Source organism: Micromonospora sp. WMMA1947 (assembly GCF_027497355.1).
GTDB lineage: Bacteria > Actinomycetota > Actinomycetes > Mycobacteriales > Micromonosporaceae > Micromonospora.
The window spans coordinates 2,296,933-2,323,919 of record NZ_CP114909.1; the positions used below are offsets into that span (position 1 = coordinate 2,296,933).

At 73.8% G+C, this 26,987-nt stretch carries 27 protein-coding genes; 20 read left to right on the forward strand and 7 right to left on the reverse strand.

Going from position 1 to position 26,987, the window contains the following annotated elements; translation table 11 throughout:
• Genes O7604_RS11070 through O7604_RS11080 form a run of 3 tightly spaced genes read right to left on the reverse strand, consistent with a single transcriptional unit; the run spans position 1 to position 4,107 of the window.
• On the reverse strand, positions 1-3,366 hold the full coding sequence (locus O7604_RS11070) for an ATP-binding protein (protein WP_281579568.1): 3,366 nt from the start codon (positions 3,364-3,366) through the stop codon (positions 1-3).
• 49 nt (positions 3,367-3,415) lie between these two features.
• The gene (locus O7604_RS11075; protein ID WP_013288977.1) at positions 3,416-3,778 is read right to left on the reverse strand and encodes a hypothetical protein; all 363 of its coding nucleotides are present in this window, start codon (positions 3,776-3,778) and stop codon (positions 3,416-3,418) included.
• 14 nt (positions 3,779-3,792) lie between these two features.
• Positions 3,793-4,107 (reverse strand): hypothetical protein, encoded by a 315-nt coding sequence (locus O7604_RS11080; RefSeq protein WP_013288976.1) that lies wholly within the window; start codon positions 4,105-4,107, stop codon positions 3,793-3,795.
• 358 nt (positions 4,108-4,465) lie between these two features.
• On the opposite strand from O7604_RS11080, the gene folP reads away from it, so the two are divergent.
• The 7 genes from folP (at position 4,466) to O7604_RS11115 (ending at position 9,145) form a co-directional block, all read left to right on the forward strand.
• Positions 4,466-5,407, forward strand: coding sequence for a dihydropteroate synthase (gene folP / locus O7604_RS11085; protein ID WP_281579569.1), 942 nt, complete (start codon positions 4,466-4,468; stop codon positions 5,405-5,407).
• Positions 5,404-5,763, forward strand: coding sequence for a dihydroneopterin aldolase (gene folB / locus O7604_RS11090; protein WP_281579570.1), 360 nt, complete (start codon positions 5,404-5,406; stop codon positions 5,761-5,763). Before folP ends, folB begins: the two co-directional genes overlap by 4 nt.
• Positions 5,760-6,287 carry a 2-amino-4-hydroxy-6-hydroxymethyldihydropteridine diphosphokinase gene (gene folK, locus O7604_RS11095; RefSeq protein ID WP_281579571.1) on the forward strand — a complete coding sequence of 176 codons (528 nt, stop codon included), beginning with the start codon at positions 5,760-5,762 and terminating at the stop codon, positions 6,285-6,287. Before folB ends, folK begins: the two co-directional genes overlap by 4 nt.
• Positions 6,288-6,372: 85 nt before the next feature.
• Entirely contained in the window at positions 6,373-6,861 is a 489-nt protein-coding gene (locus O7604_RS11100) for a DUF3180 domain-containing protein (protein ID WP_252448447.1), read from the forward strand.
• A gap of 112 nt (positions 6,862-6,973) precedes the next feature.
• On the forward strand, positions 6,974-8,206 hold the full coding sequence (locus O7604_RS11105) for an ABC transporter permease (protein ID WP_281579572.1): 1,233 nt from the start codon (positions 6,974-6,976) through the stop codon (positions 8,204-8,206).
• Between the two features lie 61 nt (positions 8,207-8,267).
• Positions 8,268-8,570, forward strand: coding sequence for a hypothetical protein (locus tag O7604_RS11110; protein WP_269703652.1), 303 nt, complete (start codon positions 8,268-8,270; stop codon positions 8,568-8,570).
• An 83-nt stretch (positions 8,571-8,653) separates the two neighbouring features.
• Positions 8,654-9,145, forward strand: a complete 492-nt coding sequence (locus tag O7604_RS11115; RefSeq protein WP_269703653.1) for a hypothetical protein — start codon at positions 8,654-8,656, stop codon at positions 9,143-9,145.
• Positions 9,146-9,147: 2 nt separating this feature from the next.
• On the opposite strand, the gene O7604_RS11120 is transcribed toward O7604_RS11115, so the two are convergent.
• Positions 9,148-10,140 (reverse strand): ATP-binding cassette domain-containing protein, encoded by a 993-nt coding sequence (locus tag O7604_RS11120; RefSeq protein ID WP_281579573.1) that lies wholly within the window; start codon positions 10,138-10,140, stop codon positions 9,148-9,150.
• Positions 10,141-10,142: 2 nt separating this feature from the next.
• Between O7604_RS11120 and O7604_RS11125 the strand changes: the two genes are divergently transcribed.
• The 4 genes from O7604_RS11125 to O7604_RS11140 all read left to right on the forward strand — a co-directional run bounded on the left by O7604_RS11125 (position 10,143) and on the right by O7604_RS11140 (position 14,795).
• On the forward strand, positions 10,143-10,832 hold the full coding sequence (locus tag O7604_RS11125; RefSeq protein ID WP_281579574.1) for an ABC transporter permease: 690 nt from the start codon (positions 10,143-10,145) through the stop codon (positions 10,830-10,832).
• Positions 10,829-11,551, forward strand: a complete 723-nt coding sequence (locus O7604_RS11130) for an ABC transporter permease subunit (protein WP_269703656.1) — start codon at positions 10,829-10,831, stop codon at positions 11,549-11,551. The genes O7604_RS11125 and O7604_RS11130 overlap by 4 nt, the downstream gene beginning before the upstream one ends.
• 153 nt (positions 11,552-11,704) lie before the next feature.
• Entirely contained in the window at positions 11,705-12,709 is a 1,005-nt protein-coding gene (locus tag O7604_RS11135) for a glycine betaine ABC transporter substrate-binding protein (protein WP_091425701.1), read from the forward strand.
• 124 nt (positions 12,710-12,833) lie between these two features.
• Positions 12,834-14,795, forward strand: a complete 1,962-nt coding sequence (locus O7604_RS11140) for a hypothetical protein (RefSeq protein WP_281579575.1) — start codon at positions 12,834-12,836, stop codon at positions 14,793-14,795.
• 46 nt (positions 14,796-14,841) lie between these two features.
• On the opposite strand, the gene O7604_RS11145 is transcribed toward O7604_RS11140, so the two are convergent.
• On the reverse strand, positions 14,842-16,011 hold the full coding sequence (locus O7604_RS11145; protein WP_176722867.1) for an NADH-quinone oxidoreductase subunit D: 1,170 nt from the start codon (positions 16,009-16,011) through the stop codon (positions 14,842-14,844).
• Positions 16,008-17,075, reverse strand: coding sequence for an SAM-dependent methyltransferase (locus O7604_RS11150; RefSeq protein ID WP_281579949.1), 1,068 nt, complete (start codon positions 17,073-17,075; stop codon positions 16,008-16,010). Before O7604_RS11150 ends, O7604_RS11145 begins: the two co-directional genes overlap by 4 nt.
• Before the next feature lie 193 nt (positions 17,076-17,268).
• Here O7604_RS11150 and O7604_RS11155 point away from each other — a divergent pair, with 193 nt between their 5' ends.
• The 7 genes from O7604_RS11155 (at position 17,269) to O7604_RS11185 (ending at position 24,032) form a co-directional block, all read left to right on the forward strand.
• Positions 17,269-18,198, forward strand: coding sequence for a DUF2520 domain-containing protein (locus O7604_RS11155; protein WP_269703658.1), 930 nt, complete (start codon positions 17,269-17,271; stop codon positions 18,196-18,198).
• On the forward strand, positions 18,198-19,040 hold the full coding sequence (gene panC, locus O7604_RS11160; protein ID WP_269703659.1) for a pantoate--beta-alanine ligase: 843 nt from the start codon (positions 18,198-18,200) through the stop codon (positions 19,038-19,040). The genes O7604_RS11155 and panC overlap by 1 nt, the downstream gene beginning before the upstream one ends.
• A 30-nt stretch (positions 19,041-19,070) precedes the next feature.
• The gene (gene panD / locus O7604_RS11165) at positions 19,071-19,496 is read left to right on the forward strand and encodes an aspartate 1-decarboxylase (RefSeq protein ID WP_269703660.1); all 426 of its coding nucleotides are present in this window, start codon (positions 19,071-19,073) and stop codon (positions 19,494-19,496) included.
• Positions 19,497-19,724: 228 nt separating this feature from the next.
• The gene (locus O7604_RS11170; RefSeq protein ID WP_281579576.1) at positions 19,725-20,618 is read left to right on the forward strand and encodes a septum formation family protein; all 894 of its coding nucleotides are present in this window, start codon (positions 19,725-19,727) and stop codon (positions 20,616-20,618) included.
• 61 nt (positions 20,619-20,679) lie between these two features.
• Entirely contained in the window at positions 20,680-22,371 is a 1,692-nt protein-coding gene (locus O7604_RS11175) for an L-aspartate oxidase (RefSeq protein WP_281579577.1), read from the forward strand.
• Positions 22,368-23,264 carry a carboxylating nicotinate-nucleotide diphosphorylase gene (gene nadC, locus O7604_RS11180; RefSeq protein ID WP_281579578.1) on the forward strand — a complete coding sequence of 299 codons (897 nt, stop codon included), beginning with the start codon at positions 22,368-22,370 and terminating at the stop codon, positions 23,262-23,264. Before O7604_RS11175 ends, nadC begins: the two co-directional genes overlap by 4 nt.
• A 9-nt stretch (positions 23,265-23,273) precedes the next feature.
• Positions 23,274-24,032, forward strand: a complete 759-nt coding sequence (locus O7604_RS11185; RefSeq protein ID WP_013288955.1) for a type III pantothenate kinase — start codon at positions 23,274-23,276, stop codon at positions 24,030-24,032.
• A 52-nt stretch (positions 24,033-24,084) separates the two neighbouring features.
• Here the strand turns inward: O7604_RS11185 and O7604_RS11190 are convergent, their stop codons facing one another.
• Complete coding sequence (locus O7604_RS11190; RefSeq protein WP_281579579.1) at positions 24,085-24,831, reverse strand: class I SAM-dependent methyltransferase; 747 nt, start codon at positions 24,829-24,831, stop codon at positions 24,085-24,087.
• 93 nt (positions 24,832-24,924) lie between these two features.
• Between O7604_RS11190 and lysS the strand changes: the two genes are divergently transcribed.
• Complete coding sequence (gene lysS / locus O7604_RS11195) at positions 24,925-26,433, forward strand: lysine--tRNA ligase (RefSeq protein WP_281579580.1); 1,509 nt, start codon at positions 24,925-24,927, stop codon at positions 26,431-26,433.
• 120 nt (positions 26,434-26,553) lie between these two features.
• Positions 26,554-26,904: an Lsr2 family protein gene (locus O7604_RS11200; RefSeq protein ID WP_332367310.1), complete on the forward strand. Its 351-nt coding sequence runs from the start codon at positions 26,554-26,556 to the stop codon at positions 26,902-26,904.
• The last annotated feature ends 83 nt before the right edge of the window (positions 26,905-26,987 follow it).

Below are 26,987 nucleotides of genomic sequence, written 5' to 3' on the forward strand. Positions count from 1 at the left end.
TCACGCCTCCAGATCAGCCAGGACGGTCGGCAGTATCCCGGCGGCCTGGGCGACCGCGGCGGGGGTGGTGTCCAGGTGCTCCAGCAGCCCGTCGACGTACGACACGTCGACCCGGACCTTCTGCACGCGCCCGTCGACGTCGCGCATGACGAACTCGCGGAAGCCGAGCCGGTTGGCCGATCCGCTGTCCGCCTGGGAGAGCGAGGCGAGTGTCGCTTCGTACCCGTCGTCGACGGGCACCCGCAGCAGGCGCAGCGCCTCGGAGGCGATCTCGCTGTCCTCGGCGATCCGGCCGACGAAGACGGTGGAGACGAGGTTCTGCACGTCGAGGCCGAGGATGTCCTTCGGGTTCTGCGAGGCGACGAGCGCGGCGAGGTTCCACTTGCGGGAGTCGCGGGCGAGCCGGACCAGGAACGAGCGCCCGGACCGCCAGCCCTCCATGAAGTGCGCCTCGTCGAGGCCGACGAGTTTCCGGGAGGACATCGAGCCGCCGTAGCAGCGGCGTACGGCGAGCCGGTGCGCGGTGTGCAGCATCGGCAGCGCGAGCGCCTCCTCGGCCGACCAGTACTCCCGCTCGATCTTGAGGTCGGGGAGCCGCAGGCCGGCCATGGTGATGACGGTGAGCGCGGCGTCGGCGCCGAGCAGCCCTTCCGGCGGCCGGCCGAAGAAGAGCATGGCCAGCGGCATCTCGGCGGTGTCGAGCAGCAGGTGGGCCAGCTCGCGGCCGGCGTCGTCGTCGAGCCCCTGGAGACAGGTCACCACGTCGTCGAGCGTGGAGGTCTCCTCGGCGGGCACCTGGCGTACGGCGTGCCGGAACAGCGTGGCGGTGGACGCCTCCCGGGCCACCTGCGGCGGCACCAGCATCATGCAGATGTCCTGCACCAGCATCCGGCGCTCGGCGCGGGCGTTCGACACGGCGATCTCGAACTCCCGGTCGCCCGGCGCACCGGCGCCGAACTCGCTGCGCAGCGGCGTCGGGATCAGCGCGTACGGCGCCAGCGTGCCCTGTTCCGAGCCGGTCAGGTTGAGCACCCGGGAGTACGGGGCCAGCTCGGGCATGGCGCAGAGCCGGGCCAGCGGCCCGGACGGGTCGAGCAGTGTCACCTGCACGCCGCGCCGCGCGGCCAGGTAGCCGAGCGCGCCGAGCAGCGTCGACTTGCCACCGCCGGGCTCGGCGACGAAGACGGCGAGGCCGGAGCGCTCGCGTACCTCCATCGGGAAGTGCAGGTCGAGGAAGACCGGCCGGCGGCAGGTGCCGGCGGTACGCCCGATCAGGTCGCCGCGCCGGTCACCGACTGTGGACGCGGCCTGCGGCAGCGCGGCGGCGAGCAGGTTGACGGGCATGCGCCGGACGTAGCCGGTGTTGGCGATGGGCTCGCCGGGGATGAACTCGCGGGCCAGCCAGTCCTGGTTCTTCGGGTGCTGGAGCGAGATCCGCAGCTCCCGGGAGTAGAGCTGGATGAGCCGCCGGGCCCGTTCCAGGCACTCCTCCCGGGTACGGCCGCCGACCGCGATCCGGTGCCAGCCGTGTGCCCGGGCCGAGTCGACGGGCAGACCGGTGGTCATCTCGTCGCCGATCACCAGCGCGCGCTTGGCCAGTCGTTCCAGCTCCGGCGGCGCGTCGATGCCGTGCTCGGCGTAGTCGAGCTGCTGGGAGCGGATCATCCGGAGCCGGTGTTCGAGGTTCCGGAACGAGTCGTTGGGGCCGAGGATGTCGACCCGGGTGGACAGCTCCATCGGCCACGGCAGCCGCTCGTGGAAGTGCAGCCAGGGCTCGTGCCGCTCGGGGATCTCCAGCGGCTCCATCCGGCCGACCGCGAGCACGGCGACGTGGCGCTCCTCGCCGGTCATCCGGTTGACCAGCTTCACGGTCGAGCCGTACGGGGTGCGGTAGCGCTCGACCTGCTCGGTGAGGGCCAGCAGGTCGCCGCGTTCCCACCGGCCGTTCGTGATCGGGGACAGGACGCCGGGCGGCGCCATGCACAGCGCCACCGAGCGGTAGAGCAGCCATTCCAGTTCGGGCGCGGTGACCCGCCGCCCGCGCATGCCGAACGCACCGAGGACCTCGTCGAACTGCTCGACGGTACGGCTCAGCCGGCGCCGCTCGCCGTCGGCGGTGCCCCGGCCGAACGTGCGCAGCAGGCGCTCGGTGAGCGAGTCGCCGAGCGACCGGCGGGCGAACGTGACACCGAGGTACGTCTGGCCCTCGGCGTGGTTGACCGCCATCAGGTGCCGCTGGGCGGCGACCAGGTGATCGGCCCAGCCGGTGGTGCCCGGCACGTCGGGCAGCGGGGCGGCGGTGTGCGCGTCGATGGTGCGGGCCCACTCGTCGGCCGGGAAGGGCCGGGTGGTGCGGCGCAGGTGCAGCCGGAACCCGGCCAGTCCGGCGTACTGCTCGGAGATCGCCGAGAGCAGCGCTTCCCGTTCGGCGTCGGGCCGGAACGCCCACCGCACCTCGGGCAGCCAGTACCAGGCGGTGACCGTGTTCGGGGTGAAGGTGAGGTGGCCGGCGATCTCGGTGATGGCCAGCTCGACCGACGGGTCCCGGTCGCCGAACTTGATCTTCGGGGCGCGGACCCGGACCGGCTTGGTCGGCCGGTTGCGGCGCTCCGGCGTGCGCTGCCGGGGCGGCGCCACCTCGCGCTGGGTGGCGCGGCCGACCTCACGGGACGGTGCCGCGCCGGTCGCGATCGGCTCCGCGGGAGTGACATCCGGTTCCCGGTGGTCGGCGGGAGCGGGTACGGGTGCGGGGATCGGTGGTGGCGGCGGAAGCACCGGCTCGGGCTCGGCCGGGGGACGGACCGCGGGCAGCCGGTCGCCGGCCTGCTGCGGCACCCGGCTCCGGGAGGGCGGCGGCGGGGCGAGCGCGGCCGGCGGGTCGGGCAGGGCCGGCTCGACCGGCAGCGGTGCGGGCTCGGGCCGGGGACGGCCGACCGCGCGTACCCCTGGGGCCTGCTCGCGGACCGGTGGGTCCGGTTGGGGCCGGGGTGCCGGCTCGATCGGCACGGCGGGCTGGTGCGGGATCGGCAGGGGCTCGCGGCCGACGCCGCGGCGCGGCGGCGCCACCACCGGCTCGACCGGCGGGGGCGGCGTGGCGGCGGGTCGCCGCCGGGGCTGCGCGCCGCCGAACAGGTCGAGGAAGGGCGAGTCGATGTCGCCGTCGGGGCGTACCGGCTCGCGCGGGGTGATCGGTCGCGGCGGCTGGAAGACGCCGACGCGGCTGTGCCCGGGGCTGGTCACGAGCGCGCTGTCGAGGACGACTTCGTCCAGATCCTCGTCCGGTGGGTAGTCGAACGATCGCGCACGGTTACCGTTGGGCCCGGCCGGGCGCCCGGCCGGGGAACCCGGCGTGGAAGAGCGACTCATGCGACCGCCTCACCCGCGTCGTTCGTCTGCACGGTTGTCGTACGCCCGGTCATGCCAGTTCCTCCCGGATCCTGATCCGGCTCGCGACGAGCCGCGGGTCCCGCTGCTCGGTGGCCGGTTCCCGGGTGCGTCGCCAGTCGGTCAGCGCGGTCCGGATCACCATGCGCGCGGGCCGGTCCGGGTCGACGTACCGGAAGATGAACGAGGTCGTCACGATCGCCAGCGAGATCTCCCAGGCGGGGAACAGTTCGACCTGGAGCGTGAACAACCAGTGGATGAACATGTAGAGGGGTACGAGCAGCATGAACAGGCCGTACTGGGCGTACGGCAGGTGGACGGGAAGGGTGTACCCGGGCGGCCCCAGATAGACGAGGCGTGCCCGGTAGATGTCGTCGTCGGTGCGCAGCCGCATCGTCGCCCAACGCCCTACTCGAAGATCAGGTTGATCAGGTAGTCGCCGACGAAGAAGAGTGTGGCCGCACCGGCGATGAAGGCCAGGCCGATGATGGCGATGGCCGAGCTGGTCAGCACCTTCGAGATCTCACCACGGCTGGCACGGCCGATGAAGATCACGCCGAGGACCGCGAGCAGGATCGGCGCGATCTTGCTGGCGAAGAAGGTGACGACGTTGTCGGTGTCGATGCCCTTCGGGGCCGGCTCGGCGAGTGGAGTCGACGCCAGGGTGTGGAGCGCGTGGTCGACGGCACTGGACGCCGTAGCCATGAGCTCGATGGCGATCACTGGAAACCTCCCCAAGGTCGCGGCCGGCGGCGCCGCGTTGGTGCAAGTAGGCAAGCCTGGCGGGATGGTGCTCGTCAGAGACAGCGCCGTCAACGCTGAGTCCGTCACCCACCACGCAGAGTGGTGAGTTTTGGGGGGATTCTTCCCGCTTCGGCCCTCCCTCCAGGCTTCGCCATCTCGATGCTGGGCAATTCCAAAGCGTACGGCCCGGCCACCTTTGCGACAAGCCGCGAAGAGTGGACCTCCGATGACCCGGATGACCGATCGTACACCTGTTCCAATGCGCACGTCAGGGGTGCCGCGTCACGCGCTCGCCCGGCGGCCGGAAGCCCTGCCGGCGAACGGTACTGTCGGGTCCGTGACCGATCTGGTACGGGCGGAGACCCCGGTGGTGATGGGCGTCCTCAACGTCACGCCCGACTCCTTCTCCGACGGCGGCAGATACGCCGATCTGGACGCGGCCGTCGCACACGGGGTGCGACTGCGCGGAGAGGGTGCGGACCTGATCGACGTGGGTGGCGAGTCCACCCGGCCCGGCGCCGACCGGGTCGACGCGGAGACGGAGACCGCCCGCGTGCTGCCGGTGGTCCGCGAGCTGAGCGCCGCCGGCATCCCGGTCAGCATCGACACCAGCCGGGCCCGGGTCGCCGAGGCCGTGCTCGCCGCCGGGGCGTACGTGGTCAACGACGTCTCCGGCGGCCTCGCCGACCCGGACATGGCCCGGGTGGTCCGCGACGCCGGCTGCCCCTGGGTGCTCATGCACTGGCGGGGGCACTCCCGGGGGATGCGCGAGCTGGCCACGTACACCGACGTGGTGACCGAGGTCCGGGACGAGCTGAGCCGGCGGGTCGACGTCGCGCTCGCCGCCGGGGTGGCCGCCGACCGGATCATCGTGGACCCGGGCCTGGGCTTCGCGAAGACCGCCGCGCACAACTGGGCGCTCAGCGCCCGCCTGACCGAGCTGGTCGACCTGGGCTTCCCGGTGCTGTTCGGGGCCAGCCGCAAGTCCTACCTGGGCCGGTTGCTCGCCGACCCGGCCGGCGAACCCCGGCCCACCGCGGGGAGGGAGGCCGCGACCGTCGCGACGAGCGTCCTCGCCGTCGCGGCCGGCGCCTGGGGGGTACGCGTGCACGACGTCCGTGCCACCGCCGACGCGCTCGCCGTCTGGCGCGCCACCGGCAGCCCGCGGCTCGCCGGCTCGACCGGCGCACGGCGTACGACAGCGCCGCCCACGGAAGCGGCCACCGGCGGCGCACGGCCGGCGGAAGCGACCACCGGCACGAGCGGAGACGACAGATGACCGACCGGATCGAACTGACCGGCCTGCGCGCGCACGGCCGCCACGGCGTCTACGACTTCGAGCGCGCCCAGGGACAGGAGTTCGTGGTCGACGCGGTGCTCGAACTCGACCTCGGCCCGGCCGCGCGCTCGGACGAGGTGAGCGACACCGTGCACTACGGCGAACTGGCCGAACGTCTGGTCGCGGTGATCACCGGCGAGCCGGTGAACCTGATCGAGACGCTCGCCGGCCGGCTGCTCGCGGTCTGCCTGGCCGAGCCGCTGGTGGCCGCCGCCACGGTGACCGTGCACAAGCCGGAGGCCCCGATCCCGCACGCCTTCCGGGACGTGGCGGTCACGATGCGGCGTACCCGATGACCCGGGCCGTGCTGTCGATCGGCAGTAACCTGGGCGACCGCCTCGGCCACCTGCGTGCCGCGGTCGCCGCCCTCGGCGACCGGGTGCTGCTGGTCTCCGGCGTCTACGAGACTCCACCGTGGGGGGACGCCGACCAGCCCGCGTACCTGAACGCGGTGGTGATGGCCGCGGACCCGGCGGCGGCGCCGGAGGACTGGCTGGCCCACGCCCGCGCCGCGGAGGCGGCGGCCGGGCGCGCCCGCGACCCGGAGCGGCGGTACGGGCCGCGCACGCTGGACGTGGACGTGATCGCCGTCTGGGACGACGCCGGCGAGCCGGTGCTGCGCGACGATCCCGAGCTGACGGTGCCGCACCCCCGGGCCCACCTGCGCGCCTTCGTGCTGCGCCCGTGGATCGACATCGAGCCGCACGGCCGGCTGCCCGGGCACGGCTGGCTGACCGACCTGCTCAACGCCGAGCCGTTGGCGGGGGACGCCCTGGAACTGAGCCCGCGACCCGATCTGACGCTAGAGTCGGAGACATGACCCGCTGGAGCGCGGCCGCGCAGTCGCGAGCTGAGGACCTGCGGTGAGCACCGCCCGCTCCCCGCAGGAGCCCGACCGCTTCCGGATGGGTCCGACCCGGGCCTCCACGCTGGTGGTGGCCGGCCTGGCCGCCGCCGCGGTGGCCTGGCTGCTGATCAGCGGCTTCTACTACGACTTCGCGCCCGACCTGCCCTGGCTGCCGGTGATCACGCTGGCTGGGCTCGCCGTGCTGGAGGGCTACGCGGCGGTGAACACCCGGGGCCGGATCGAGCGGCGGCCCGGCCGGGAGCCGGTCAACCCGCTGCTCGTCGCCCGGTTCGTGGTGCTGGCCAAGGCGTCCGCGCTGGCCGGGGCCATCTTCGCCGGCTTCTACGCCGGCCTGACCGGCTGGCTGTTCGTGGAGCGCACGAACGCGGCGGAGGGCGACCGGCCCGCCGCGCTCGGCGGCCTCATCGCCGCGCTGGCGCTGGTCGCGGCCGCGCTCTGGCTGGAACGCTCCTGCCGGGTCCCGGAGCAGGAGGACGACGAAGACCGCGAGCCGGGCGACCGGGAGACGCCCCGCGGGCGTCTCTGAGGGTTCCCCCCACCCCGGCCCGGCGGTACCGTCCCTGGCGACCGGAGAGCGACGGCTGCCACGGTCCGCCCGCCCGTGGGCCGGACGCGGCCACCTGGGGAGGCGCGAGCCAATGGCGTACGACGATGCGGGCCGGACAGCGCCGCCGGAGACGTCGTCCGGAGTGCCCGCTGCCGTCCTGGAGAACGTCTTCGACGACCCGGCGCACGGCGAACCCGGCCGGGACCGGATCGCGGTGCACGTGGTCTGGGAGTTCGTGCTGCTGGCCGGTCTGGTCGCGATGGCCTGGCTGCTCTGGCGGGAGGACGCGGACGCGCTGCGCGGCGGTGCTCTGAAGACGCTGCTCGTCGACGTGGCGGCGCTCGGCCTGCTCACCCTCGCCGCCGGCCTGAGCCTGCGGGCCGGCGCGGTGAACCTGGCGATCGGTCCGGTGGCGCTGGCCGCCGCGCTGCACTTCGCCGAGCAGGGCGACCGGGGCATGCGGGAGGCACTGCTGCCGGCGCTGGCGCTGGCGGCGGCGGCCGGGCTGGCGCTCGCCCTGGCCGTGGTGGTGCTGCACGTGCCCGGATGGGCGGCGAGCCTGGCCGGCGCCGCCGGGGTGATCGTCTACCTGGAGCGCCGGAGCGTGTCGGTGGCGGTCCAGAGCGACTACGACCCCCGCCGCAACGCGCTGTACTTCTTCGTCGGCTTCGCCGCGGTCGCCGTCCTCGGTGGTCTGTTCGCCGCGATGAAACCGGTACGCCGGCTGATCGGCCGGTTCCGCCCGGTCGCCGACCCGGCCCGGCGGCGCGGCGCGGTGGCCGCCACGGTGACCGCGTTGGCGCTCGTCGGGTCGACGGTGCTGGCGATGCTCGGCGGCGTGCTGATCGCGGCGAACGGGGACGGTGAGGTCACGCCCGGCACCGGGCTGGACTGGACCGTGCTGGCGGTCGGCACGGTGATGCTCGCCGGCACCAGCGCGTACGGGCGGCGCGGCGGCATCTTCGGCACCCTGTTCGCGGTCTGCCTGGTGGTGGTGTTCCTGGCCTGGACCGTCCCGCAGGGCTGGTCGGTCGGCCGGTGGGCGCTGGGCGGCGCGGTGCTCGGCGCCGGGCTGCTCGTCACCCGGCTGGTGGAGACGTTCGGCCGCCCCCGCCCGGCGCCCCCGGCGGCCGTGGCACCGGGCCCGGTCCGCCCGCTCCGCGACGGCGTGACGAGCGGCGGCTGGGGGATGACCCCGGCGCCCGAACCGGCCGACGCCTGGCCGTCGGTGCTGCCGGTACGCCAGCACGACACCCCGGTGGAGGCGTGGGAGGCGCCGCGCTGGGACAGCGAGCCCCGGCGCTGGGACTCCGACGACCGCTGACCCCGCCGATGGCCGTGCGTCCGGCGCGCCCGGGCTGATCTCTCCGGTTAGGCTCGGCGGCATGACCGATACTCCTGCCCCCGGCGGCCGCACCTTCGACGAGCTCGACAAGCTCTCCACCGAGGAGCTGCGCGAGCAGGCGTTCAACCTGGCGCGCGAGCGCCGCGACGTGGGCTTCTTCTGGTCGGTCCTGCGGCACCTGCCCAACGCCGACGAGGCCGCCGCGCTGGACGGCGCGCCGAACTCGATCGGCCCGACCATCGACGAGGCGAACGCGCTCTGGCGTGAGCTGACCGGGCACGGCTACGACGAGTCCGCGCCACTGCTGCGCGCCGCCTTCATCGACTACCTGATGAAGCACTGAGGTCGATGACCGCCCGTCGGCCGACGGCGGCCGACCGGTTGCGCAGGTTTGCCCGGCGGGACCGGCCGGGAACTGACCGCCGCATGGCTCTGAGCAACCGCCCCCGCACCGTCTCCCGGTACGGCTCGGCCGCCGGCACCGGCACGCTCGCCGCGTTCCTGCTCGTCGCCGTCGGCGGCAGTCCGATGTACGTGGACTGGGCGCAGCGCGGCACCGACCCGACCGGCGCCGGTGGCTGGTTCCTGCGGCTGCTCGCCTGGCCGTCCTGGCGGTGGCAGGCCGACGAGGGCGTGTTCGCCACCAACCTGCGGGCGATTCTGCTGCTCGTGCTGGCGGCGGCGCTGCTGTACCTGCTGCCCGGGCCGCAGACCGACCGGGTGACGTCCTCGGGCAGCCAGTTCCTGTCCGGCTGGGGTGCGTACGCGCTCGCGGGTGGGCTCAGTGCCCTGCTCGCCACGCTCCTCGGCCCGCACGGCTCGCTGTTCGCCGCGTTCCAGGCCGCCAGCACCGGCGTGACGTACGGCTTCTTCGCGGGCTGGATCGTCGGGCTGGCCAGCCTCGGCGGACGGGCCTGAGCTCAGTCCACGGCGCCCAGCGTCAGCACCCGGCTCCGGGCGAGCAGCCCCACCGCGCGGCCCTCCTCGGTCACCACCGCGTGTTCGGCGCCGGAGGTGAGCAGCGCGCCGAGCGCGTCGTACGCCGAGTCGCCGAGCGCCACAGTGGGCAGGCCGGTGCCGCCGTCGGCCGGGAGCGGGTCGAGCACCGCGTGGGTCACCGGGGTGACGGCGAGCCGCCGGATGCCCCGGTCGGCGCCGACGAACTCCCGGACGAAGTCCGAGGCGGGCGCGCCGAGCAGCGCGGCGGGCGTGTCGTACTGCTCCAGCCGGCCGCCCTCGGACAGCACCGCGATCCGGTCGCCCAGCCGGACCGCCTCGTCGAGGTCGTGGGTGACCAGCACGATCGTCTTGCGCACCTCGGCCTGCAGCCGCAGGAACTCCTCCTGCAGGCGGGTCCGGACGATCGGGTCCACCGCCGAGAACGGCTCGTCCATCAGCAGCACCACCGGGTCGGCGGCGAGCGCGCGGGCCACGCCGACCCGCTGCCGCTGCCCGCCGGACAGCTCGTGCGGGTATCGCCTGCCGAACTGCGCCGGGTCCAGACCGACGAGTTCCAGCAACTCGCCGACCCGGTCCCGGGTCCGCTGCTTCGACCAGCCCAGCAGACCCGGCACCGTAGCCACGTTCGCGGCGACGGTCTGGTGCGGGAACAGGCCGACGTTCTGGATGACGTATCCGATGCGGCGGCGCAACGCCACCGGGTCGACCCGGGTGACGTCGTCGTCGCCGAGCAGGATCCGCCCGTCGGTCGGCTCGATCAGCCGGTTGATCATCCGCAGGACCGTCGACTTGCCGCAGCCCGACGGGCCGATCAGCACCACCAGCTCGCCGGCCGCGACCTCCAGGCTCAGCTCGCGTACCGCCTCGGTGCCGTCCGGGTAGCGCTTGCGGATGCGCTCCAGGGTGATCGACGCCGCGCCGCCTCCGGCGGTGCTCCCCGGGGTACCGTCCACGTGTGTTCCTCCACCTGAGCTACCGGGCCGACCCGGGTAATCCGTGGTTCTCCTGGCAGTACGTGCGGGACAACTCTGACACGATCCTCGCCGCGCTGCGGGAGCACACCTGGCTGACCGCCCGGGCCGTGGTGATCGCCGCGCTGGTGGCGCTGCCGCTCGCGGTGCTCGCGTACTGGTTCCGGTCACTGTCGGCACCCATCCTGGCGGTGACCGGGGTGCTCTACACCGTCCCGTCGCTGGCCCTGTTCGCGTTCCTGGCGCCGTACCTGGGCATCGGCGCGATCACCGTGCTGACCGTGGTCGCGCTGTACGCGTTGCTGGTCATCGTGCGGAACGCGCTGGCCGGGCTGAACCAGGTGCCGCCGGAGGTGCGCGAGGCCGCCGAGGGCATGGGGTACGGCAGGTGGGGGCGGCTGTTCCGGATCGAGTTGCCGCTGGCGCTGCCCGGCATCCTCACCGGCGTACGGCTGGCGACCGTGTCCACAGTCGCGCTCGTGACCGTCGGCGTGGTGGTCGGCCGGGGCGGGCTCGGCCAGCTCATCTTCGCCGGCTTCCAGAACAACTTCTACAAGGCGCAGATCATGGCCGGCACGGTGCTGTGCGTGCTGCTGGCGCTGGTCCTCGATCTGGTGCTCGCCGGCGTGGGCCGCCTGCTCACTCCCTGGCTGCGCGGGAGGTCCGCCCGGTGAACCCCGTCGAGCAGGCAGTGGTCTGGCTGAACGACCCACTGAACTGGACGAATCCCGGCGGCGTGCTGGACCGCCTCGGTGAACACCTGAGCATGTCCGCGCTGGCGGTGCTGCTGGGCTGCCTGGTGGCCTGGCCGATCGGGCTCTGGCTCGGGCACAGCGGCCGGGGCGGCGGGCTGGTCCTGCTGGTGTCCAACGTCACGCTGGCGATCCCGACGCTGGCGCTGCTGACCATCCTGCCGCTGACGTTCCTCGGCTTCGGCCGGCCGGCCGTGGTGGTGGCGCTCGCGGTCTTCGCGGTTCCGCCACTGCTTGCCAACGCGTACACCGGGGTGCGGCAGGCCGACCCGGAGGCCCGGGACGCGGCCCGGGGGATGGGTCTGTCCGGCGGGCAGGTGCTGCGCCGGGTGGAGCTGCCGCTCGCCGTGCCCTACCTGGCGGCCGGCTTCCGGACCGCGGCGGTGCAGGTGGTGGCCACCGCCGCGCTCGCCTCCTTCGTCAACGGCGGCGGGCTGGGCCAGATCATCAGGGCGGGGTTCGGGCTCGACATCGCCGCCGGCGGCGGCCAGATCATCGCGGGCGGGGTGCTGGTGGCCGGGTTGGCGCTGCTCGTCGAGGGGCTGCTCGCGATCGTGGAGCGGATGGTCACGCCCCGTCCGCTGCGCCGGGTCCGCCGCCGGGCGAGCCGTCGCGCGACGGCGGCGACGACCGGCGGTTGAGCCCCCGGTGACGATCGGGTGACGAAAACCGCTCCGAGTTTGTCGGTCGGGTCCGGAAGATATTGGCTGGAGTCGCGGGTGGCCGTCCGGATCGCCCGTCGGACACGCGGCCGGCCCGAGGGGGTCGCGCCGGGACACGGAAGGCGGGCACTGATGCGCGCGCGTACGACACTGGCCGCGGGGGCGCTCGGCGCACTCACCGCGGCTGTTCTCCTCACCGGCTGCGGCGACGCCGGCTCGTCCGGCACCGACGCGCCCGAGCAGGGCGCCTCGGGGGCGGGCTGCGCTCCGGTGGCGGGCGACCAGCTCGTCGTCCTGACCGACGACAAGAAGCTCCAGAACACCGACAACGTCATCCCCGCGATCAACGCGAAGGCGGCCACGCCGCAGCTCGTCGCCGCGCTGGACAAGGTCTCCGCGAAGCTCGACACCCCGAAGCTGATCCAGCTCAACCGGGCGGTCGACGTCGACCGCAAGACGCCGCAGGTCGCGGCGCAGGAGTTCGCCTCCGCCAACGGCGTGACCGACGGGATCGAGAAGGGTCCGGGCGGGCAGATCACCGTCGGCGCCGGCAACTTCAGCGAGAGCCAGACCATCGCCGAGCTATACAAGATCGCGCTCACCGCGGCCGGCTACCAGGTCAAGGTGCAGACCATCGGCAACCGGGAGCTCTACGAGCCGGCCCTGGAGAAGGGGCAGATCCAGGTCGTCCCGGAGTACGCCGCCACCATGGCGGAGTTCCTCAACACCAAGGCCAACGGCAAGGACGCCCAGCCCGTCTCGTCGCCGGAGCTGGACAAGACGGTCGCGGCGCTGAAGACCGAGGGTGACAAGGCCGGCCTGGTCTTCGGCCAGCCCTCCCAGGCGCAGGACCAGAACGCGTTCGCGGTCACCAAGGCGTTCGCCGACAAGTACGGCGTGTCCACGCTCTCCGAGCTGGCCGCCAAGTGCTCCGGGCAGGCCACCGTGCTGGCCGGGCCGCCGGAGTGCCCGCAGCGGCCGAAGTGCCAGGCCGGTCTGGTCGAGGTCTACGACTTCAAGGCCGGCTCGTTCAGCTCGCTGGATGCGGGCGGCCCGCAGACCAAGAACGCACTGAAGACCGGCTCGGCGAGCGTCGGCCTGGTCTTCTCCTCCGACGCCGCTCTGGCCACGAGCTGACGCGCCACCGCCGGCCGGCACGACGTGTGCCGGCCGGCGGCAGGGCGGCCCTGTTCGGCGGGCCGCGCATCGAATGGTGCCGACCCGTTCCCATCAGGGGGAACTCTCGGTAATCTGCTCAGCCATGCCCGCCCCGGTCGCGCCCGCCGACAAGAGCACGCCCGCCCTGCTCACCGTCCTGTTCTGGGTCGGTGTGGGGCTGGCGCCCCTGGCGGCGCTCATCCTGCTGATCGCCGACGGCAACGGCTCGCTCCGGTTCGGCGCCGTCCTGGCGATCCTCGCCGTCGTGCTGATCGGCCTGTCCATCGCGCTGCGACCGGAGAGCGGTTCCGGGGGCGCCGCCTCCGAGGAACTGCGCGAGGAGCTGGCGCAGCTCCGGCGGGAGTTGCGAGCCGAGATCGTGGCGGCGGCCCAGCGTGGCAACCAGGCGCTCGACCAGGCACGGCGTGCCGAGGAGGCGGCCGGCGCGGTCCGGCACCGGCTCGACGCGGCCGCCGCCGGACTGGCCTCCGCGCCCGTGTCCGCGTCCGCTGCGCCGGAGCGTCCGAGCGGTGCGGCCCGGGTGCCGGTCGCCGGCACGGCCGCCGCGGGGCGGGCGCACCCAGCCGGCCGGGACGAGGACGAACCGGCCCGGGCCGCGTACTCCGGCGGCCGCTACGGAACCGACCACGACGTCGACCTGCCCCGCGCGGGCGGCTACGACTCCGAGGTGTCCCGGTCGGGCCGTCACGACATCGATCCGCCCCGGACCGGCCGCTACGACGCCGAGCCCTCCCGAGCGGGTCGCTACGACGCCGACCCGCCTCAGGCGGGCCGCTACGACCTCGACCCGCCGCGAGCCGACCACGTCGACGCCGAGCTGCCCCGGGCCGGCCACTACGACGCGGACCCGGCACGGACCGGCCGGCACGACGCCGAGCCGGCGCGGGCCACCGTGCGTCCGGAGCGGCCCGCGAGCGGGGTGTACGGCGCGGCGCGGGTGTCCGAGCCGGTGGCCCGGCCGGAGACCCGGCCGGTGGGCGTGGTCCACCACACCGAGACGGTGCACGTCACCACCCGGCACACGATCGTCGGTGGCGGTGAGCCGGCCGGAACCCGGTACGGCGGATTCCCCGGTGGCTGGTCGGACGAGGACCGGTCCCGGGGCGCGGACCCGGCCGACCAGTGGCGCGCGGGACACCGTGAACCGGGCGACCGGCCGGGCCGTCGCGCCGCCTCGGACGACGGTGGCTGGGGCACCGGGCCGGGCGACGACGGGCACTCGTGGACCGACGCCGGGCGTCCGGGCACCGAACATCCGTGGGCGGGTGTCGCCCGGACCGCCGACGGCGAACAGGGCTGGTCCGGGCGTACCGCGGGCGCACCGGGCTGGTCCGGGCGTACCTCCGGGGGTGGCTGGTCGGGCGACCGGAGCCGGACGGCGGCGGAGGAGCAGCGGCAGTGGCCCGGCGGCGGGGACGACCGGGCAGGCCGGTCGGCGAGCACCTGGCCGGCGGCGGGCGCACCGGACACCCCGGGAGGCCGGGCGGGCACCGACGGCGACCAGTGGTCCGAGATGCGTGCCGGCAACCGGTGGGCGGCGGTCCGCGACGACGGTGACGGCCGGGAGGTCCGGCTCGGGGAACGGCGGGCCGCGGTGCACGCCGACGGCGGCGGCACCGAGTACCGGGTCGAGGACCGGTGGGCATCGGTGCGCGCCGGTCGGCCGGACGCGAGCGCGCCGGACGGAACCGCCGACCGCTGGTCCGGGGAGAGCCACGCGGCGCTGCCGGCCGGCGGGGTGCCGGTGCCGGACGAGTGGCGGCCGCCGACGCAGCGCAGCGGCCAGCCGGAGTGGCGCCAACCGCCCCCGGAATGGCGTCAGCCCGAACCCGAGTGGCGACAGCCGGAACCGGAGTGGCATCGATCGGAACCGGATCGGCATCAGGCCGAGCCCCACTGGAGTCAGCCGGAGACGCGGCAGACCGAGTCGCAGTGGCGTCGGCCCGAGCCGGAATGGCGGCCGGCGGAGCCGGAGTGGCGCAGCCCGGAGCAGGGCGGACACGGCCGGCCGCACCGGGACACCGCCGCCGACCGGTGGCGTTGACCGCGCCCGTTCACCGCCGTCGGCCGCCCCGAGGGGACGGCCCCGATCACTTGTCGATGTCGCCGACCACGAAGAACATCGACCCGAGAATGGCGATCAGGTCGGGCACCAGGCAGCCGGGCAGCAGCGACGACAGCGCCTGCACGTTCGCGTACGAGGCGGTGCGCAGCTTCATCCGCCACGGCGTCTTCTCGCCCCGGGACACCAGGTAGTAGCCGTTGATGCCGAGCGGGTTCTCGGTCCAGGCGTACGTGTGCCCCTCCGGTGCCTTCAACACCTTCGGCAGGCGGGTGTTCACCGGCCCGCTGATCCGGTCCACCCGGTCCAGGCACTGCTCGGCGAGGTCGAGCGAGACGTACACCTGGTCGAGCAGCACCTCGAAGCGGGCGTGACAGTCACCGGCGGTTTTCGTCACCACCGGCACGTCGAGCTGGTCGTAGGCCAGGTAGGGCTCGTCGCGGCGCAGGTCGAGGTCGAGCCCGGAGGCGCGGGCGACCGGACCGGACGCGCCGAACGCGGCGGCGTCGGCGGCGGACAGCACGCCGACCCCGACGGTACGGGCCAGGAAGATGTCGTTGCGCCGGATCAGGTTGTCGAGGTCCGGCATCCGGCGGCGTACCTCGGCGATGGCGGCGCGGGCGCGCCCGGTCCAGCCGGACGGCACCTCCTCCTTCAGGCCGCCGACCCGGTTGAACATGTAGTGGATCCGGCCGCCGGAGACCTCCTCCATCACGGCCTGGATGGTCTCCCGTTCCCGGAACGCGTAGAACATCGGCGTGATCGCGCCGATCTCCAGCGGGTACGAGCCGAGGAACATCAGGTGGTTGAGCACCCGGTTCAGCTCGGCCAGCGCCATCCGCAGCCAGGTGGCGCGCTCCGGCACCTCCATGCCCATCAGCCGTTCGACGGCGAGCACCACGCCCAGCTCGTTGGAGAACGCGGACAGCCAGTCGTGCCGGTTCGCCAGCACGATGATCTGCCGGTAGTCGCGTACCTCGAAGAGCTTCTCCGCCCCCCGGTGCATGTAGCCGACGATCGGTTCGGCGGCCACCACCCGCTCCCCGTCGAGCACCAGCTTCAGCCGCAGCACACCGTGCGTCGAGGGGTGTTGCGGCCCGATGTTCAGCACCATGTCGGTGCCGAGCTGCTCACCCCCGGCGCCGGTACCGACTGTCAGCTCGCGGAGGTCGGCGGCGTCCGTGGTCATGCCCGTCATCGTGCCACGACCGCGTCGAGCGCGACGCCGACCGGCTGCCGCAGCCACAGGTGCCCGCCGAGCCCGGCCGGGTCGGTCAGCTCGGCCGCCGCCGACGCCGCTGCCAACGCCCGCAGGTAGCCGGCCGGGTCGCGGCCGGCCAGGCTCAGCGGCGGTCGCCCGCCGTCGGCCCCGAGCGCCCGCAGCGCCTCCCGCTGGGAGACCAGGGAGTACGCGCACCGCGCGACCCGCTCACCGGCGGAGGCGACCGAGTCCATGGCGACGTGCGCCGTCACGTCGCACGACCCGTCCGGAACCGGCGGCACCTGCCGCCCACCCCGGTACCCGGTGAGTGTCCCGTCCAGGGGACGCGAGTCCCGCAGATGCCCGTAGTCCACCGCGAGCGCCAGCCCGCGCGCGACCTTCCCGACGGCCTCCGCCCAGGCGAGATCCCGTCCCACCCCGATCTCCCCCCGCCCACCGGCCGCGCCCGCGCCCCCGACCTCGCCGACGGCGTTGATCAAGGAGTTTGTGTCCTGATCCGGGCCCTCCGCCGCCACAAACTCCTTGATCACCGGGGTGGGAGCCGGGGGCCACCAGGCGGTCAGCCAGGTGGTGTCGGTGGGGGACGGGGCCGGGCCCACCGTCTCCTCGCCGGTTTTCGGGTCCACCAGGAGGAGGCGCCAGCCTGCCGGGGTCTGGACCGCCACGTCGAGGGGGACGTTGTCCAGCCACTCGGTGGCCAGGAGCAGGCCGGTGATGCTGTCGGGGATGTCGGGGCGCCAGTCGATCTCCGGGGGCAGGTCCGGCGGGCGGGTGGCCCGCTCCACAGCTACCGGCCTGATCCGGGCGGCCAGTTCGGGTGCGGCCTGGGTCAGCAGGGCCCGGAGCAGCTCGCCCTGCCCCGCGCCCACGTCCACCACGTCCAGCCGGGCCGGGTGCCCCAGCGCCGCGTCCACCATCTCGAGCTGCCGCGCCAGGCAGGCGGTGAAGACGGGTGAGGCGTGCACACTCGTGCGGAAGTGCGCGGCAGGCCCGGCGCCGGAGACGAAGAAGCCGTCCGGCCCGTACAGCGCCCGCTCCATCGCGTCGCGCCAGCGCAGCGGGGTGGTCACCGTGCCGACCCTACGGGACGTACCCGAAAGGGCGGTTTGCCCGCCACCGGGGCGACCGCTTCGGGCGGTCGGTGAAGGTTTTCACACCTTCTTGTTTCCGCTCTGTCACCCGGGCGCATACTTGCCATCGACCGGTACCCCCTTCGAGGACTGGATCGCTGCCATGAGCGCACCGCTGCGCCCCCGGGCCACCGCTGCCCCGCTCGTCTTCCCGCGTACCCTCGCCGTCGGCGTCCTCGGCGCCGGCCGGGTCGGCGCCGTGCTGGGCGCGGCCCTCGCCGCCGCCGGCCACCGGGTGGTCGCCGCGTCCGGCGCCTCGGGCGCGACAGGGGCCCGGCTGGCGCTGCTGCTGCCGCAGACCCCGCACCGCACCGCGTCCGAGGTGGCGCGTGCCGCCGCCGATCTGCTGATCGTCGCGGTCCCGGACGACGCACTGGCGGGCGTGGTCGCGGACCTGGCCGCGACCGGCGCGCTGCGTCCCGGCCAGGTGGTGGCGCACACCTCCGGCGCGCACGGGCTCGCCGCGCTGGCCCCGGCCGTCGAGGCGGGCGCCCGGCCGCTCGCGCTGCACCCGGCGATGACCTTCACCGGTACGCCGGACGACCTGTCCCGCCTGCCCGGCATCTCCTACGGGGTGACCGCCCCGGCTGAGCTGCGCCCGTTCGCGGCCCGGCTGGTGGCCGACCTGGGCGGCGTACCGGAGTGGGTCGGGGAGAACGACCGGCCGCTCTACCACGCGGCGCTGGCACACGGCGCGAACCACCTGGTCACGCTCGTCAACGAGGCGGCCGACCGGCTGCGCGACGCCGGGGTGGAGCGGCCGGAGAAGGTGCTCGCCCCGCTGCTGCGGGCGGCGCTGGAGAACGCGCTGCGGCTGGGCGACGACGCGCTGACCGGCCCGGTGTCGCGGGGTGACGCGGGCACCGTACGCCGGCATCTGGACCGGCTGGCGCGGACCGCGCCGGAATCCGTACCCGCGTATCTGGCGTTGGCACGACGGACGGCTGATCGTGCCGTCGCGGTCGGCCGCCTTCGCCCGGCGGACGCCGCCGTGCTGCGGAATGTGCTCGACGGAATCGAGGTGGCGGCCTGATGGCCGAGGTGCTGCACACGCGCAAGGAGCTGGCGGCGGCCCGGGAGGCGATGGCCGGCCGGGTCGGCGTGGTGATGACCATGGGCGCGCTGCACGCCGGGCACGAGGCGCTGCTGCGCGCCGCCCGCGAGCGCGCCGGCCACGTGATCGTCACGATCTTCGTGAACCCGCTGCAGTTCGGCCCGAACGAGGACTTCGACCGCTACCCGCGCACGCTCGACACCGACCTGGAGATCTGCCGCCGGGCCGGGGTGGACGTGGTGTTCGCGCCCTCGGTGACCGAGATGTACCCGGAGGGCCGCCCGACGGTACGGCTCGACCCGGGGCCGCTCGGCGAGGACCTGGAGGGCCTGAGCCGCCCCGGTTTCTTCCACGGGGTGCTCACCGTGGTCATGAAGCTGCTCCAGCTCACCCGCCCCGACCTGGCCTTCTTCGGCGAGAAGGACTACCAGCAGCTCACCCTGGTCCGCCGGATGGTCCGCGACCTCGACGTGCCGACCGAGATCGTCGGCGTGCCGACCGTCCGGGAGCCGGACGGGCTGGCCATGTCGAGCCGCAACCGCTACCTGTCGGCGCCCGAGCGGCAGACCGCGCTGAGCCTGTCCGCCGCGTTGCGGGCCGGTGCGGCGGCGGCCGAGCGGGGCGAGGACGCGGGTGCGGTGCTGGCCGCCGCGCACCGGGCCTTCGACGCGCCGGACGCCCGCCTGGACTACCTGGTGCTCACCGACACCGAGCTGGAACCCGGTCCGGTCGCCGGTCCGGCCCGGCTGCTGGTCGCGGCCTGGGTCGGCGCCACCCGCCTGATCGACAACACGGCGATCCACCTCGCGCCGCGTCCCTGAACCCCACCACGAATGCGGAAAGGCACCCCGATGTTCCGGACCATGCTCAAGTCGAAGATCCACCGCGCCACCGTGACCCAGGCCGACCTGCACTACGTCGGCTCGGTGACGGTGGACGAGGATCTGCTCGACGCGGCGGACCTGCTCCCCGGCGAGCAGGTGGCGATCGTGGACATCACCAACGGCGCCCGGCTGGAGACGTACGTGATCCCGGGGCGGCGGGGAAGCGGCGTGATCGGCATCAACGGCGCCGCCGCGCACCTGGTGCACCCGGGTGACCTGGTCATCCTGATCTCGTACGGGCAGATGGACGACGCCGAGGCCCGCGCGTACCGCCCGAAGGTGGTCCACGTCGACGCGGAGAACAAGGTCGTAGACCTCACCACGGACCCGACCACGGCCGCCCCCGGCACCGCAGGCGCCCCCATCCCCAACCCCCTCGCCGCCGCGCGCTGACCCTCCCGGCCGCCGCCGCCCCCCTCTCGCCGTTGATCTTGCGCTTTCGGCCCTCGGCACGGGCGGTTCGCCCCTTTCGCCGGGGCAGCAAGTGCAAGATCGGCGGGGCGAGAGGGGGCCGCGGGCGGGGCGGACGGGCGGGGAACGCGGTCTGTCACCGGAAGGTCATTTTCGGCTACCCTGAGCGGACCGTCGGGGATCGACGGTCGTCGGCTGGGGGAGGCCGCGATGCGCCGTGCGATGAGCTTCCTGGTCGCCGCGATGATCGCGAGCGCCACCCTGACCGGCTGCGCCGGCACCGGCGGGCTGGACGGCGACCTCACCGACGACTGGTCCGTGATGTCCGCTCCCGAGCCGTTCACCCCGGCTGCCGGGGTCTGCCAGGTCGCCGACTTCACCGCGAGCGTCGGCCTGGCCGCGTACGCGCCGGTCGGCTGCGAGCTGCCGCACCGGGTGGAGACCGTGCACGTCGGTGCGTTCACCGCCGACCGGCCTGCCCCGCCACCGCTCGCCTCACCCGAGCTGCGTGCCGCGTTCGCCGACTGCGACAAGCGGGCCACCGGGTACGTGGGTGACGACTGGCGTGCCGGGCGGCTCCGGCTGGCGGTGGCGGTGCCGACCGGCCTCGGCTGGACGGCCGGCTCCCGCTGGTACCGGTGCGACCTCACCGAGCTGACCACCGTCGAGGCGGCGGCCACCGTGGTCACCCGGACGGGCAGCCTGCGCGACGCGCTCAAGACGCCCTCCCCGCTACGGCTGGGCTGCCAGCGCACCACGCGGGACGCGGGCCGGGTGCAGCGGCTCACCCCGGTCGACTGCACTGTCGCGCACGACGCCGAGTTCGTCGGCGTGTGGGCCGCGCCGGACCGCCCGTACCCGAAGAAGCCGGAGGACTGGGTTCCCCTCTACGACGGCTGCTTCGGCGTGATCGCCCGCTACGCGGGGGTGCCCGCCGACGCGTTCCTGCGCTACCGCAGCGACGTGGTGGTCCGGCCGCCCGCCGCCGGTCGCTGGGCGGTCGGCGACCGGGGCGTGCGCTGCTACCTGTGGCTCAGCGACCGTACGGTGACCACCTCCCTGAAGGGCGCCGGACCGACCGCCCTCCCGCGCCGGACGAGGTAGCCGAGCGCACTCGTCACGCCCCCCGCGCCCGAGCCGAGTTCGCTTCGGGTTGACTGTGCTCATGGACGTACCGACCGTCGACCTGCCGGCGCTGCCCCGTCTGCTCGCCGCGCCCGCCCCCGGCTGGGTGGAGACGACAGACGTGATCGTGGTCGGCTCCGGCGTGGCCGGGCTGACCGCCGCGCTGCACCTGCGCGAGGCCGGCCTGCACGTCACGGTGGTCACCAAGGTCGACATGGACGAGGGCTCCACCCGCTGGGCGCAGGGCGGCATCGCCGCCGTACTGGACCCGGCGGACACGCCGGACGCGCACGCGTACGACACGGAGGTCGCCGGCGTCGGCCTGTGCGACCCGGCGGCGGTCCGCGCGCTCGTGGCCGAGGGACCGACCCGGCTGCGCGAGCTGATGCGGATCGGGGCGGAGTTCGACCGCCACCCGGACGGCTCGCTGATGCTGACCCGCGAGGGCGGCCACCGCGCCGACCGGATCGTGCACGCGGGCGGCGACGCCACCGGCGCGGAGGTGCAGCGGGCGCTGCACGACGCGGTCCGCCGCGACCCGTGGATCCGGCTGGTCGAGCACGCCCTGGTGCTGGACCTGCTGCGTGCCCCCGGCGACGGGCCGGGCGGGCTCGGCCCGGCCTGCGGCATCACGCTGCACGTGCTCGGCGAGGGCAGCGAGGACGGCGTCGGCGCGATCCTCGGCCGCGCGGTGGTGCTGGCCACCGGCGGGATGGGGCAGATCTTCGCCGCCACCACGAACCCGGCGGTCTCCACCGGCGACGGGGTGGCGCTGGCGTTGCGCGCGGGCGCGGCGGTCACCGACGTGGAGTTCGTCCAGTTCCACCCGACCGCGCTGATCGTGCCGGCCGGCGGTCCGGGCGCGGGGCTGGCCCAGCAGCCGCTGGTCTCCGAGGCACTGCGCGGCGAGGGCGCGCACCTGGTCGACGGCGACGGCAAGCGGTTCATGGTCGGTCAGCACGAACTGGCCGAGCTGGCGCCCCGGGACGTGGTCGCCAAGGGCATCCACCGGGTGCTGCTCGCGTCCGGCGCGGACCACGTGTTCCTGGACGCCCGGCACCTGGGCGGCGACTTCCTGGCCCGGCGGTTCCCCACCATCGTGGCGTCCTGCCTGGCCATCGGCGTGGACCCGGCGACCGACCTGATCCCGGTCGCGCCGGCCGCGCACTACGCCTCCGGCGGCGTCCGGACCGACCTGCGCGGCCGTACCTCCATCCCCGGCCTGTACGCGTGCGGCGAGGTCGCCTGCACCGGCGTGCACGGCGCGAACCGACTGGCCAGCAACTCGCTGCTGGAAGGGCTGGTCTTCTCCCGCCGGATCGCCGAGGACATCGCCGCCGGACTGCCCGAGCAGGCCCGGCCGGCGGAGTCCGGCGCCTGGGTGGGCGGGCCGGGCGCGCTGGTGCCGGCGGCCGGTACGGCGGAGCTGCAACGGGCGATGACGCGGGGCGCGGGCGTGCTCCGGTCGGCACGGACGCTGGAGGCCACCGCTGCGGCGCTCACCGCGCTGGGCGCGGGGCGGGGTGTGCCGCGTACCGCCGACTGGGAGGCGACGAACCTGCTGACGGTGGCGTCGACGCTGGTCGCCGCCGCGTACGCGCGCCAGGAGACGCGGGGCTGCCACTGGCGGGAGGACTTCCCGACCGCCGACGAGCGGTGGCTGGGTCACCTGGTGGCCGAGGTGGGCACGGACGGCATCGTGGCGGAGCGCTGGGAGGAGATCAACCGATGAGGGAGTCGACGGAGCGGGCGTTGCGGGACGGCGGTCTGGACCCGGAGCGGGTCCGGCACGTCATCGTCGACACGCTGCACGAGGATCTCGGGCCCGACTTCCTCGACGTCACGAGCGTCGCCACCATACCGGACGAGCAGCGGGACACGGCCGATCTGGTCGCGCGCGCCGACGGCGTGGTGGCCGGACTGCCCGTCGCCGCCGCCGTGTTCGAGCTGGTCGGCGAGGTCACCGGCGCGGGCCGTACGGTCGAGGTGTCGCTGGTCGCAGGCGACGGGCAGCGGGTGGCGCGCGGCGACGTGCTGGCCACCGTGTCCGGGCCGACCCGGCTGCTGCTGACCGCCGAGCGGACGGCGCTGAACCTGCTGTCCCGCATGTCCGGGGTGGCGACGCACACGCGGGCCTGGGCCGACGCCCTGGCCGGCACGAAGGCGATGGTGCTGGACACCCGCAAGACCACGCCGGGCCTGCGGGCACTGGAGAAGTACGCGGTCCGGGCCGGTGGCGGCACCAACAAGCGGATGGGCCTGTACGACGTCGCCATGATCAAGGACAACCACAAGGTCGCGGCGGGCGGGATCGCTGCCGCGTTCCGGCGGGTCCGGGAGGCGTTCCCCGACGTCGCGGTGCAGGTCGAGGTGGACACGCCGGCCGAGGCGGTGGAGGCGGTCGAGGCAGGGGCCCGGTTCCTGCTGCTGGACAACATGACCCCGGCGCAGCTGCGCGAGGTGGTGGCGTCGGTGGGCGACCGGGCGGAGCTGGAGGCCACCGGCGGGCTGACGTTGCCGATGGCGGCCGAGTACGGCGCGACGGGGGTCGACTTCCTCTCCGTCGGCGCGCTCACCCACTCCTCGCCGATCCTGGACATCGCCCTCGACCTGCGCGACGTCTAGGCTGCCGCTGTGCTGCTCTGCATCGACATCGGAAACACGAACACCGTGCTGGCGACCTTCGACGGCGACAAGCTGGTGCATTCGTGGCGGATCAAGACCGACGCCCGCTCCACAGCGGACGAGCTGGGTCTGATGTTCCGGGGACTGCTCGCCGGGGACGCCGTGGAGATCACCGGCGTGGCCGCCTGCTCGACAGTGCCGGCCGCGCTGCGCTCGCTGCGCACCATGCTCGACAGGTACTACGCCGACCTGCCCAGCGTGATCGTCGAGCCGGGCGTGCGGACCGGCGTGCAGCTCGCCATCGACAACCCGAAGGAGGTGGGCGCGGACCGGGTGGTGAACACGCTGGCCGCGTACACGCTCTACGGCGGGCCGTCGATCGTCGTGGACTTCGGCACCACCACCAACTTCGACCTGGTCAGCAGCCGGGGGGAGTTCCTCGGCGGTGCGTTCGCCCCCGGCATCGAGATCTCCTTCGACGCGCTGGCCGCCCGCGCGGCGCAGTTGCGCAAGGTGGAGGCGACCCGGCCGCGCTCGGTGATCGGCAAGAACACCGTCGAGTGCCTCCAGGCCGGGCTCTACTTCGGCTTCGCCGGGCAGGTGGACCGGATCGTCGAGCGGATGTCCGAGGAGCTGGGCGGCGTGAAGGCGGTCATCGCCACCGGCGGCCTGGCCTCGCTGGTGCTCGGCGAGTGCCACACCATCACCCACCACGAGCCGATGATCACGCTGATCGGCCTGCGGATGGTCTACGACCGCAACGTCTGAGGTGCAAGGAAGGGCCCCCTGTTAACGCCTCCGGTAGAGGAGGGGCCCCTTCTTAACGCCGCCGCGCCCGGAGCACCATCGTGCGGTACGGCAGCTCGACCGTCTCCCGGCCGGCCAGGTCGGGATGGGTCGCGAACAGTTCGGCCAGCTCCGCGTCGACCCGTCGCCGCTCGTCCGCGTCGGCGGTCAGCCAGAACGAGCGGGTGTGCAGCATGATCACCACCCCGTCCGGCGTCAGCGTGGTGGCGTGCGCGAACTCGCCCACCTCGACCTCGGTGAAGGCGGCGCCGAAGTCCGCGTACCGCTGCGTCACGTCGCCCGCGTTGTCGCCGAGGTGGGCGATCCGGGTCAGCTCCGCTACCCAGCCGACCCGCTCGTCCCTGATGTTCCAGACCGGCGCGAACGTGCCGCCCGGGCGCAGCACGCGGGCCACCTCGGCGTGCGCCCGCTCCCTGTCGAACCAGTGGTAGGCCTGCCCGACCAGCACCGCGTCCGCCGACCCGTCCGGCAGCGGCACCGCCTCGGCGCTGCCGGCGAGCGCCGTCGTGCCCGGCGTCGCGTCGGCCAGTTGCGCGCGCATCCCCGGGTCGGGTTCCACGGGTACGACCTGAGCCACCGGCCCGGTCAGCGCCAGGAGCCCGCGGGTGAGGATGCCGGTGCCGGCGCCGAGATCCACCACCCGGGCGTCGTGCAGCCCGTCCAGCGCCCAGCGCAGCGCGGCCTCCGGATAGCGGGGACGGAACCGGTCGTAATCGGCCGCGGCGGCGCCGAACGACAGGGCCGCAGTGGGGTCGGTCATGGCGGGCAGGTTATCCCGTAACGGCCGCCACGGCGCTTGAGTACGCTCATGTGCTGACCCCGCCGATGTTCCCAAGGCCTGAGGAAGCGTGCCGTGACCGAGCAGAACGCCCTGCCAACAGACCCCGCCGACGACCTTCCCGAGCAGATGAAGGTCCGCCGGGAGAAGCGGGACCGGATGCTCGCCGAGGGCGTCGAGCCGTACCCGGTGGGTTTCCCGCGGACCACCACGCTCGCGCGGCTGCGGGAGCGCTACGCCGACCTGCCCACCGACACCGCCACCGGCGACCGGGTCTCGGTCACCGGCCGGGTGATCTTCATTCGCAACACCGGCAAGCTCTGCTTCGCGACGCTGCGCGACGGTGACGGCACCGAGGTCCAGGCGATGCTCTCGCTGGATCGGGTCGGCGCCGAGCGGCTGGCGGACTGGAAGCGCCTGGTCGACCTCGGTGACCACGTCGGCGTGACCGGCGAGGTGATCACCAGCCGGCGCGGCGAGCTGTCCGTTCTCGCCGAGGAGTGGGCGGTCACCGCGAAGGCGCTGCGCCCGCTGCCGGTGGCGCACAAGCCGCTCAGCGAGGAGTCCCGGGTCCGGCAGCGCTACGTGGACCTGGTGGTCCGGCCGCAGGCCCGCCAGATGGTACGCACCCGGGCCACCGCCGTCCGCAGTCTGCGCGACACCCTGCACGGGCAGGACTTCATCGAGGTCGAGACGCCGATGCTGCAACTGCTGCACGGCGGCGCGGCGGCGCGCCCATTCGTGACCCACAGCAATGCGCTCGACACGGATCTGTATCTGCGAATCGCGCCGGAACTGTTTCTCAAGCGCGCGGTGGTCGGTGGCGTGGACCGGGTCTTCGAGATCAACCGCAACTTCCGTAATGAGGGGATCGACTCTTCGCACTCGCCCGAGTTCGCGATGCTGGAGGCGTACCAGGCGTACGGCGACTACCACACGATGGCGGAGCTGACCCGAAATCTCGTACAGCAGGCCGCAGTGGCGGTCGCCGGCTCGACGGTGGTGACCCACGCGGACGGGCGTGAGTTCGATCTGGGCGGCGAGTGGCGGTCGGTGTCGCTGTTCGGTGTTCTTTCCGAAGCGCTCGGTGAGGAGGTCACCGTCCGCACCGAAAGGGCACGCCTGGTCGAGTACGCGGACAAGGTCGGCCTCTCCGTCGACCCGAAGTGGGGACCGGGCAAGCTGGCCGAGGAGCTGTTCGAGGAACTGGTCGTGCCGTCGCTTCAGGCGCCCACGTTCGTCATGGACTACCCGGAGGAGACCAGCCCTCTCACCCGGGCCCACCGCAGTGAGCCGGGCCTGGCCGAGAAGTGGGATCTCTACGTGCTCGGATTCGAGCTGGGCACCGCGTACTCGGAACTGGTCGACCCGGTCGTCCAGCGCGAGCGGCTGGTGGCCCAGGCGCAGCTCGCGGCGCGTGGCGACGACGAGGCGATGCGACTGGACGAGGATTTTCTCCGAGCGATGGAGTATGGAATGCCGCCGTCCGGTGGCATGGGAATGGGAATCGACCGGCTGCTGATGGCACTGACCGGGCTCGGAATTCGGGAAACCATCCTGTTCCCGTTGGTCCGGCCCGAGTAGGCGCTCCCCGCAAGCCTTCTCCGGCTCGTTACCCGGTCCTATTGACGGAACAAGCGCCGGACGGGTTATTGTGCTCGGTGTATTGCAGGTGTACAACCCTGCTCGAAAGGAATGTGGGACGTGGCCAAGCAGATCATTCACAAGCTGGTCGATGACCTGGACGGCGGGGACGCTGACGAGACCGTCAAGTTCGCGCTCGACGGGGTGCAGTACGAGATCGACCTCTCCGCATCCAACGCCGGGAAATTGCGCGACGTATTCGCGCCGTACATCGCGAGCGGAACGAAGGTCGGTCGCGGCGGCGTGGTCGTGGGTGGCCGGGCCGCTCGGGGCCGGGGCGGCGCGACCGCCGACCGCGAGCAGAACCGGGCCATCCGCGAGTGGGCCAAGAAGGCCGGCAAGGACATCTCCGACCGGGGCCGCATCCCGCAGGAGATCGTGGACGAGTACCACGCGAAGGCGGGGCACTGACCCGACCCCCGACACGGGCGACGCGACGCCGGACCGGAGTGCCATTCCGGGCCGGCGTCGCCGTATCCGCTCCGCCGTCCTGA